At 68.3% G+C, this 8652-nt stretch carries 11 protein-coding genes and 1 pseudogene; 5 read left to right on the top strand and 7 right to left on the bottom strand.

Going from position 1 to position 8652, the window contains the following annotated elements:
* The 3 genes and pseudogenes from CH302_RS30445 to CH302_RS19855 form a co-directional block, all read right to left on the bottom strand.
* Positions 1 to 191, bottom strand: a pseudogene (locus CH302_RS30445) (hypothetical protein); the annotation flags it as partial.
* A gap of 52 nt (positions 192 to 243) precedes the next feature.
* The gene (locus CH302_RS19860; RefSeq protein WP_037186584.1) at positions 244 to 1053 is read right to left on the bottom strand and encodes a CPBP family intramembrane glutamic endopeptidase; all 810 of its coding nucleotides are present in this window, start codon (positions 1051 to 1053) and stop codon (positions 244 to 246) included.
* A gap of 34 nt (positions 1054 to 1087) precedes the next feature.
* The gene (locus CH302_RS19855) at positions 1088 to 1858 is read right to left on the bottom strand and encodes a DUF2470 domain-containing protein (protein WP_037186581.1); all 771 of its coding nucleotides are present in this window, start codon (positions 1856 to 1858) and stop codon (positions 1088 to 1090) included.
* 197 nt (positions 1859 to 2055) lie between these two features.
* Between CH302_RS19855 and CH302_RS19850 the strand changes: the two genes are divergently transcribed.
* The 3 genes from CH302_RS19850 to CH302_RS19840 are packed head-to-tail and all read left to right on the top strand — an operon-like array spanning position 2056 to position 4382.
* On the top strand, positions 2056 to 2778 hold the full coding sequence (locus CH302_RS19850) for a hypothetical protein (protein WP_037186580.1): 723 nt from the start codon (positions 2056 to 2058) through the stop codon (positions 2776 to 2778).
* 9 nt (positions 2779 to 2787) lie between these two features.
* The gene (gene pheA, locus CH302_RS19845) at positions 2788 to 3720 is read left to right on the top strand and encodes a prephenate dehydratase (protein WP_037186577.1); all 933 of its coding nucleotides are present in this window, start codon (positions 2788 to 2790) and stop codon (positions 3718 to 3720) included.
* Positions 3717 to 4382, top strand: coding sequence for a histidine phosphatase family protein (locus CH302_RS19840; protein WP_037186574.1), 666 nt, complete (start codon positions 3717 to 3719; stop codon positions 4380 to 4382). The genes pheA and CH302_RS19840 overlap by 4 nt, the downstream gene beginning before the upstream one ends.
* Here CH302_RS19840 and CH302_RS19835 read toward each other — a convergent pair.
* The 4 genes from CH302_RS19835 to CH302_RS19820 all read right to left on the bottom strand — a co-directional run bounded on the left by CH302_RS19835 (position 4379) and on the right by CH302_RS19820 (position 7421).
* The gene (locus CH302_RS19835; protein ID WP_037186572.1) at positions 4379 to 5203 is read right to left on the bottom strand and encodes an ESX secretion-associated protein EspG; all 825 of its coding nucleotides are present in this window, start codon (positions 5201 to 5203) and stop codon (positions 4379 to 4381) included. The two genes, CH302_RS19840 and CH302_RS19835, sit on opposite strands and share 4 nt — an antisense overlap.
* Positions 5200 to 6378 (bottom strand): PPE domain-containing protein, encoded by a 1179-nt coding sequence (locus CH302_RS19830; protein WP_230596117.1) that lies wholly within the window; start codon positions 6376 to 6378, stop codon positions 5200 to 5202. The genes CH302_RS19835 and CH302_RS19830 overlap by 4 nt, the downstream gene beginning before the upstream one ends.
* 75 nt (positions 6379 to 6453) lie before the next feature.
* Positions 6454 to 6765, bottom strand: a complete 312-nt coding sequence (locus CH302_RS19825; protein ID WP_037186570.1) for a PE family protein — start codon at positions 6763 to 6765, stop codon at positions 6454 to 6456.
* An 89-nt stretch (positions 6766 to 6854) separates the two neighbouring features.
* Positions 6855 to 7421, bottom strand: a complete 567-nt coding sequence (locus tag CH302_RS19820) for a histidine phosphatase family protein (RefSeq protein WP_037186567.1) — start codon at positions 7419 to 7421, stop codon at positions 6855 to 6857.
* Positions 7422 to 7665: 244 nt separating this feature from the next.
* On the opposite strand from CH302_RS19820, the gene CH302_RS19815 reads away from it, so the two are divergent.
* A complete protein-coding gene (locus CH302_RS19815; protein WP_037186564.1) occupies positions 7666 to 7860 on the top strand; it encodes a CbtB domain-containing protein in 195 nt (64 codons plus the stop codon).
* The gene (locus tag CH302_RS19810; protein WP_037186563.1) at positions 7851 to 8651 is read left to right on the top strand and encodes a CbtA family protein; all 801 of its coding nucleotides are present in this window, start codon (positions 7851 to 7853) and stop codon (positions 8649 to 8651) included. Before CH302_RS19815 ends, CH302_RS19810 begins: the two co-directional genes overlap by 10 nt.
* The last annotated feature ends 1 nt before the right edge of the window (position 8652 follow it).

The following is an 8652-nucleotide window of genomic DNA, read 5'->3' as shown; positions in this document are numbered from 1 at the left end:
CCTGCAGCGCGACCGGGTTGGGGCGCGGGGCCGGGCCGGGGCGCGGGATCGGGACGACCGTGCCGGCTGGGCATCGATCGGTCCGGTGGCGTGCGGTTCGGTGGGGTGCGGTCCGGTGGCGGCGTTCGACCGGGAGGCGGCGTTCGCCGGTCTGGCGCGCCGTGCCGTCCGTGGCGATCGTCGTCGTTCACGAATCGACTGTACCTACCGCCGCACGAACGACCGGGTTCCTCGACTCCCGATTCATGGGAGCCACGACAGATGTTCGCGCAGGAGGGCGTAGCCGACGAAGGCGACGATGTCGATCAGAGCGTGCGCGATCAGCAGTGGCCACAGTCTGCCGGTGCGCTGCCAGTAGCGGCCGAACACCAGACCCATGAGGAAGTTCCCCACTCCACCGCCGACGCCCTGATAGAAGTGATAGCTGCCGCGCAGCAGCGACGAGCACAGCAGGGATGCGTTCTCGCTCAGGCCGAGCCTGCGCAGGCGAGAGATCAGGTACGCCACGACGATGATCTCCTCGGCACCGGAGTTGGCCAGCGCGTACAGAATCAGTGCCGGGACGCGCCACCAGTGGTCGTCGAGGGCGCTGGGAACGACGTTCAGATTGAAACCGAGGGCGTTACCCACCAGGTACAGCGCGAGGCCGGGCACACCGATCAGTGCGGCCAGTCCGACGCCGTGACCGAGATCGATCTTCAGCCGCGGCCGGGCCAGCCCGATCGCTCGGGGTGCCAGGTCGGCTCGCCACAGCAGGTACAACCCCAGCGCGCCCCAGGCGCACAGACGCAGGATGCTCAGCAGCTGGAACAGTAGGTCGATCAGGCTGAAACTCGACCGCGACGAGTTCAGTGCCACGGTCTGATCGGACAGGGCAGCGGTCTGCAGCGCGTCCTCGACGAGCGAGAGGATGCTGCTCATACCGCTCAGGCCGAACGTCACCAGCAGCACGATCGCGATCTCGACCTTGATGGTGGTGCGTTCGCGGGCGTCGGGCGGGGGAGCCGTGCTCGCGGGCGGCGGTGGCGTCAACCAGCTCTTGAAGTCGATCACCGCACGAGTCTGCCCTGTTTCGTCGGATGGGGTGTCAGCCCCGGGCGCGTAGTCCGTTCAGAAAGGGGCAGCCGGCGAGAACGCGCAACGCGCGACTGAGCGAGAGGACGTCCTCGACGGGCTCGGCGAACCCGAGCCGGACGTCGTTGTCGCCGCCTTCGCCTTCGATCCGCAGCCGAATGCCGTAGCGATCGATGCCGAGCGGCCGGATTCGGCCCTGCCGCAGCGACGGCGGGAGGCGTCGGGCCAATTGGGTGAGCAGGTCCGGGTGGTCGGAGTCGAGGTGCTCGAGCCAGCTGGTCTCCATCTCCCAGAAGGGATCGGGTTCGGCTGCCAGCAGCGTGTCGACGTCGACCGGCTCGGCTCCGGTGCTGTCGGCGACCACGGCGGAGGTGACGATCAGCCGCATCAGCGAGGTGGTGTGGCCGACGTCGAGGAGAGCGGGATGCGGATGTTCGGCGGCCACCGCTCCGGCCATGGGTCGCATCAGCGAGTCCGGGACCGGGCGTAGATCGCCGCGAAGCCACACCAACGACCGCACCGGCTCCCGCAGGGCGAGCGGTGCGTGATCGGTGAGTTCGAGGACGGCGGGCGTTCCGGCACGGGAGGACTGCCAGGTCACCGCACGGTCGAGGGAGTCGGTGGGGACGGCGAGGATCATCTCCCCGTTGGGTCGCAGGTGGTGCAGGGACGTGATCACCGGGTCGCTGCCGTCGATGGCCAGGGCTGCGCCCTCGGCGCGCATGCAGGCACTGCGTACGCGTTCGGCAGTGGTCGGTCCGGTGGTTGTGGTTGCGCCGAGCATGAGCTCCTCCGATGCGATCGGTCAGGCGAGTAGGTGAGGCAAACCTAAGTTAGCGCGGTGTGGCGAGGATCGCAAGGCCGTGCACGGGAGTGGAGCCTGCGGAACGACCCGGGCCACAGGAGGGGAGCCTGCGGAAGGACCCGGACCACGGGAGTGGAGCCCGCGGAACGACTCAGACCCGGGTCTACCGTGTAGGCGTGCCGATTCCGCTGACCCTCGGTGTGCCACACCGACCCGACCCGAACGCGCTCGTCCACGGACTGCTGCAGCCGATATGCGCCGACGCCCACGCGCTGGCCGCAGCCCCGCGTGGAGCCGAGTACGGACCGCCCGTCGTCCGGGCGTCGACCCTGCTCGCACTGTCCGACTCGGACGACCACGGACGCATCGTGGTGCATCTCGACATCGACCCCGACGAGCTCCGGGCAGGTCCGACCGGCGGGTACGAGGCCGTCCGGTTCGACGTCGACGCGCCTGCCGAGCACCTCGCCGACGCACTCGCGCTGCGGTTGCCCTCGCCGCTGGTCGTCTTCCCGATGTTCGACGCGATCGACGTGGCCGAGACTGCGGAGACCGTCGTCCTTGCCCACCGGACTCCGGGCATCAGCGTCGCCGACACCCCGCGTCGCATCGCCGACGTGCTCGCCGTGGTCTCGCACGCCGATGTGGGCTTCGTCGCCCGCGCCGACTCCGGCGACGAGGTGCTCGCGATCCTTGCGGCGACGGTGGCGTCGCTCCGCGGGGACGACATCGCCGCGGCCCTTGCTGCTCCGAACGTCGCCGCACTGCGGGCACTCATCCCCGAGGCCGCCGAGGCGGTGCGCGAGGTGCTGCTCGGAATCGAGATCGTCGACGCCGCCCGGGCTCGCGCCCGGCTCGTCGACGTCGGTTTGATCGCTTCGGAGACGTCGACAACGTAACCTCGAGGCGTGCCTCGCATCGCTTACTTCGGACCATCGGGAACGTTCACGGAGATGGCGCTGGCGCAGTTCGAAAAGCTCGGAACCTTCGGCGCGGTCGGTCTGGACGGGGCGGTCGAGCGGGTCTCGGCGTCGAACCCGCCTGCAGCGCTCGAGGCCGTGCGATCGGGTGCGGCCGACGCGGCCGTGGTCCCCATCGAAAGCTCCATCGAGGGAGCGGTTCCACCGACGCTCGACGCGCTGTCGGAGGGCCGGCGGTTGCAGATCGTCGCCGAGACCGAGATCGAGGTGGCCTTCACCATCCTCGGCGGTCCCGGTGTCACTCTCGACTCGGCCCGCACGATCAGCGCCTATCCGATCGCACTCAATCAGGTGCGCCAGTGGCTGCAGACCGCCATGCCCGACGCCGTGGTGCAATCGGCGTCGTCCAATGCCGGTGCAGCAGAGGATGTTGCGGCCGGAATGGTCGATGCTGCGGTGTCGACGCGGCTCGCCGGTGAGCGCCTGAAGTTGCCGCAGTTGGCCGACGGGATCATCGACGTGGAGGGCGCGCGGACTCGCTTCGTGCTGGTGACCGCGCCGCAATCGGTGCCTGCGCGCACCGGCGCCGACCGCACGTCGGTGGTGCTCGAGCCGCCGAACGACCCGGGCACGCTGCCGGCAGCGTTGGCCGAGTTCGGAATTCGCAACATCGACCTGACCTTCATCGAATCACGGCCCACCCGTTCACGATTCGGAACGTACAGGTTCTTCATCGACTGTGCCGGGCACATCGACGACCCACTCGTCGCGGAGATGTTGGCCGCATTCCACCGCAAGATGCCCCTCCGGTTCCTCGGATCCTGGCCCACTGCAACAGGATCGGGCGGATCGGTACCGCCGCCGATCGACGAACACGTGCAGTGGGTCGCAGACATTCGTGCCGGACGCGGTGATCTGTGATGGGCAAGCTGATTCTGGTCCGGCACGGTCAGACGACAGCCAACGTCGCCAAGATACTGGACACCTCACCGCCGGGAGCCGAGCTCACCGAGCTGGGGCACCAGCAGGCCGACGCGTATGCGCAGACCTGGATCGGACGCCCACCCGCAGTGCTGGTGTCCTCGGTTGCGTTGCGTGCCAAGCAGACTGCCGGCTACATCGAGCGCGCGACCGGTGTTCCCCTCGTGGTGACCGAGGGAATCCAGGAGACCTTCGCAGGCGATCTGGAGGACCGCGACGATGCGGATGCGCACCGCGAATTCACCGAGATCTTCAGTCGCTGGCATGCCGGAGATCTGGCGGCGACCGTGCCCGGAGGCGACAGCGGACATTCGGTCCTGCAGCGGTACGTCCCGGTGCTCGACACTCTCCGTGCGCAGTACCTGAGTGACGACACGGCAGGTGACGTCGTCGTCGTCAGCCACGGTGCCGCAATCCGACTGGTCGCGGCGGTGCTGGCGGGCGTCGAGGGCACGTTCGCGGCCGACAACCACCTCGACAACACTCACACCGTCGAGCTGCTGCCGCTGCCCGACGGAGGATGGTCCTGCGCCAGATGGGGCACGTTCCTGCCCCCGTTCGAGGGCAAGGGCAGCGACAAGGCGGACAACCCGATCAGCTAGCGGAGATGCTCACCGGCCGATGCGATCAGCTCGGTCAGGGCGCCGATCACTCTGCGATCCGTTGCGCCGGTCAGTGAGCTCCACGACGTGCCGTCGGCGGCGAGGGTGGAGGTGGCGACGATGCGTCCGGCTCTGGTGTCCAACAGAGCAACGGGTCTCCCGGCGACGTGGCGGGTGCCGTGTCTGCGGGCGACGGCAGTGATCTCGGTTCTGCCGGTGCAGGTGGCCATCGCCGACGCCAGGGCCGCGGCGCGGTCGTCCGCTATGCCGATACCGCGGAGCCGAGACGCGGTTGCTCCGACGTCGGTCGGTGCTGCATCGAGTGCTTCGGCCAGCAGATCGGTCGGCGCGTTGATGCTGCCCGGGTCGAACGACGCAGCCGAGCCGATCGTCGACGCGAGGTCTCGGGCCGGATCACCGTGAACGGTGCGGATGGTGACCACGTCGTCCCGCCGCACCGCCGACACCGTTGTTCGATCGTCGGATGCCACGCAGATCCGAGTGGTCGGAACGGGCTCGGCGCTCTCGACGTCGAACACGCGGGCCGAGACGTACCAGCGAGGTTGTTCGAGAACTCGTATCCACTGCCGAAGATCCTCGTGGACGAGGCCGGAGGCCAACAGCCCGGCCGAGTCGAGGGCGCAACGGCCACGTTCGAGCGCGGAATCCCGTGCAGCAACGTCGTCGAAGCGCGGGAACACGTTCAGGACGACGGGTAGCTCGGCGATCGACAGCTCGTCGACCAGGAAGTCCATCTCGTCCACACCGAGTGAGGCGATCGGCAATGTGTGGCCCACCGGCACGGTTCCCAAGTCGATCAACGGCCGTTCCCGCTGGTGTGGGGCAGGGTGGCGTGGGGCAGGGTCGGATCCGCACCGATGACGGACGGCGCGACGGTGCGGCCGTCCGCGAAGTGCTCGAACTGCTTGAGGTAGTCCGGGGTCTCGTGTTCGTCGTCCTCGGCCTGCCCGCGCGTGCCGGAGGCCGGAGCGCCGGCTGCGCCCGTTCCGCGCTGAGCGAGGCCGCCATCGGCCGAGGCTGGTGGGCCGAATGCGGTCGGACCGCTCTGGGCTGCACCGGCCGGCATCGAGCCACCACCTGTGGGACCCAATGCGGAACCGGGTATTCCGACGCCACCGCCGAGCCCGCCTGCTCCACCCGCCCCTCCGCCGAACGACACCGGACGTGTGGACGCCGGGCCGACTGCAGGAGAGGCCGAACCACCGGATGCAACACCGTGACCGCCGCTTGCTCCTGATCCGCCGGACAGTGCACCCGACCCGATGTTGGACGCGGCGGTGGCCACGGTCGACACGCCGGTACCGGCGATGGAGGTGGCAGCACTACCGAGCTGACCTGCTGCCGCGGCCACACCGGGGTTCTGGGTTGCGGCCATCAAGCCGCCGATCGCGGCCTGAACCGGAGACGTCATCAGCGCGCCGTTCGCGAATCTGCCGAGCCCGTTCCCGGAATCGGAGACGATGGCCGGCGGCTGATCGAACGTGGTCTTGACGATGCGGTGCGAGGAGACCAGCTCGAAGCCCTCCATCACCATCGCGGCGCGGATGTCGAGCAGTCGGTCGGCCACCTCGGCTGCCTCGTAGCTGCCGTTCATCACGCCACCGGTCGAGGCGGCGGTGACCTTGGCGGCCTGCACGGCTCCGATTTCGACGAGCGAGGGCATGGTCGCCAACGCGACACCGTACGAGGTGCCTGCGGCCGGGGCCTCGACCGAGAGCGACGCCGCCTTGACTGCCGTGGCGGCGGTCCAGGTCGCGAAACGGCCGAGCGCAGCCTGAGCGAGCAGAGCCGACTCGCCCTCCCAGCCTGCGGTCAGAGCCGCGGTGACGGCGGCGATACTCGCCGATGCCTCGGTGAATGCCGCGGCGAGCGAACCCCACGCGCCACCGGCGACGTGCAACGGCACCGGTCCGGGCCCGAGCAATCGCGTCGAGTTTCCTGTCGCCGTGCGTGGCAGCCACACCACACCTGTCACTCCGAGCGTCATCCTCTAGCCCCCATGATGTTCGAGCGTTGTGTCGAGATTCTTGCTGCGGTCGAGTTCGGTGCGTCAGATGCCGGGTAGACCGGGCAGCCCCCCGGCTGTGTCGTCGTCGGTGGCCACGTAATCCGCGGCCTGTTTCCGCAGTTCCTCGGCCGCCCGGTGCAACTCCGAAATGCCCTGCGCTGCAGCAGGTCCGAAGGTCTCGGCTGCGGTGCCGAAGAATCGTTCGGTCAGCAGCGACACCTCGTCGGTACCGGGTGGCAGTGGCCGCACGGGGATTGCCGTCGCAGTGACAGCCGCCTGCAATCGAGCGGCGACCGCATCGAGTTCGGAGGCAGCGAGCTGCAGTGCCACCGGATCCACCTTGATGACGGTCATGAGCGAGGCTCCTTGATCGAAGAACTTTGCGCTGTCGGTAGGTAGGACGCCGCCGTGTTCGGTTCGGTTCCCTCTGCGCGAGAAAAAATTCAGACGAACTTCTGGGCCACCGAGCCGACAGTCCACCTGCCGCCTCGACGGCTGACTGCCGTACGCGTGAGCGGGGAGACGTCGATACGCCAGAACGAGGACACCGGAGCCGCCAACACCGACACCACCACGGCTCGGACGACGGCAGGAGAGGTCACCGCCAGCGTGCGGCCGGGCGTGGATCCGACAGCACTCAGCCACGTCCCGACGCGAGAGAACAACGCATCGAGGGATTCGCCACCCGGTGGAACGAACGCCGGATCACCCAGCCAGGCCATCGCGTCGGCGTCGGGCAGATCGGTCATCTCGAGGCCGGACCACCGGCCGTAGTCGATGTCGGCCAACGCGGGTTCGATCGAGACGTCCGAGCCGAAGATGCGGGCAGTGGAGGTCGACCGGATTTCCGGTCCGGACAGGACGCGGTCTACGCGGGGTGGATCGGTCACCGCGGCGAGATCGCGCAGCCCCGCGTCGTCGAGTGGTTCGTCGCCGGGAAACCGGCCGGTGCGCATCGCCTCGGTTCTCGCGTGAGCGACCAAGATCAGTCGGGTCACGGGCGCAGTCACCCGACCATTCTGGCATCGAGCCGAAGTCCGCCGAGACAGCGATTGACACAGAGTCCAGAGCGATGCCACAGTTCGCTGGTAATACGCGATGTACGCAGGTAATCCGGTGAAAATCCGGAGCGGTTGCGCCACTGTGATCGACGTCGGGCATATGTCCGAATTCGAGAGTCAGAAAACTCGTTCATCGCATGGCCGTCCCCGTTTCGAGCGGGGACTACGGGACGCATATCCCAGGAGGACAACCATGGCAATCACTCATTCCCCCAGTAATGCGACGGAGTCGGCTGCGCTCGCCGTCATCGTCGCCGCAACGATCCTGCTCGCCTTCGTCGTGCTCTACCTCGTCGGTTTCGATCAGGGCGCGATCTCCCGCAGTGGCATGTACATGCACGAGTTGATGCACGACGGCCGCCACCTGCTGGGCCTGCCATGCCACTGACCGATACCCACGGCCCGACGCTGCAGGGCACATTCGTCCAACTCCTGCTCCGAGGTCTGCTCGCCGGACTCCTCGCGGGCCTGCTCGCCGGAGCAGTCGCCTACGTCGTCGGTGAACCGCACATCGACTCGGCCATCGCCATCGAGGAAGCAGCCGGCACCGACACCCATCACACCGACACCGATGCCGCCCCGGCGGCGCATTCCCACGGCGACGAGGAAGCACTGGTCAGTCGGGACGGACAACGCGTCGGACTGTTCCTGGCCACCGGACTCGCCGGCCTGGCACTCGGCGCGATCTTCGCCTCGGCACTGCACTACGGGCGACGCTTCACCGCCCTGCCCGGTTCGGTCCTCGCGCTCGTCGGGGCCGGTGCCGGATGGGTGGCCATCGAAGCAGTCCCGTTCTTCAAGTACCCGGCGAACCCGCCGGCCGTCGGAGATCCCGAGACCATCACCCAGCGCACCTGGCTGTGGTTGGCGACGGTGATTCTCGGGCTGTTGGCCGTCGCGGTCGGGATCTACGTGGCGAAGGCGGTGGCGTCGCAGACTTCGGTGGCGATGCGGGTCGGCGCGCCGTTGCTGGCGTTCTTGGTGATCGTCGGCATCGGTTATGCACTGTTGCCCACCGTCAACGAGGTCGGCGCGGACTTCCCGGCAACCCTGCTGTGGGAATTCCGCCTGTCGTCGCTGGCGACCCAAGCCACGTTGTGGCTCGCGCTGGGATTGGCGTTCGCGTTCCTCACCGATCGCGCAGTGCGCCCTGTCCGCCGTGAGGCTGTTGCGGCGTAAC

The organism is Rhodococcus sp. 15-2388-1-1a (genome assembly GCF_002259145.1).
GTDB lineage: Bacteria > Actinomycetota > Actinomycetes > Mycobacteriales > Mycobacteriaceae > Rhodococcoides.
Note: the sequence above shows the minus strand (reverse complement) of the source record. Positions and strands in the feature narration are given on the sequence as shown.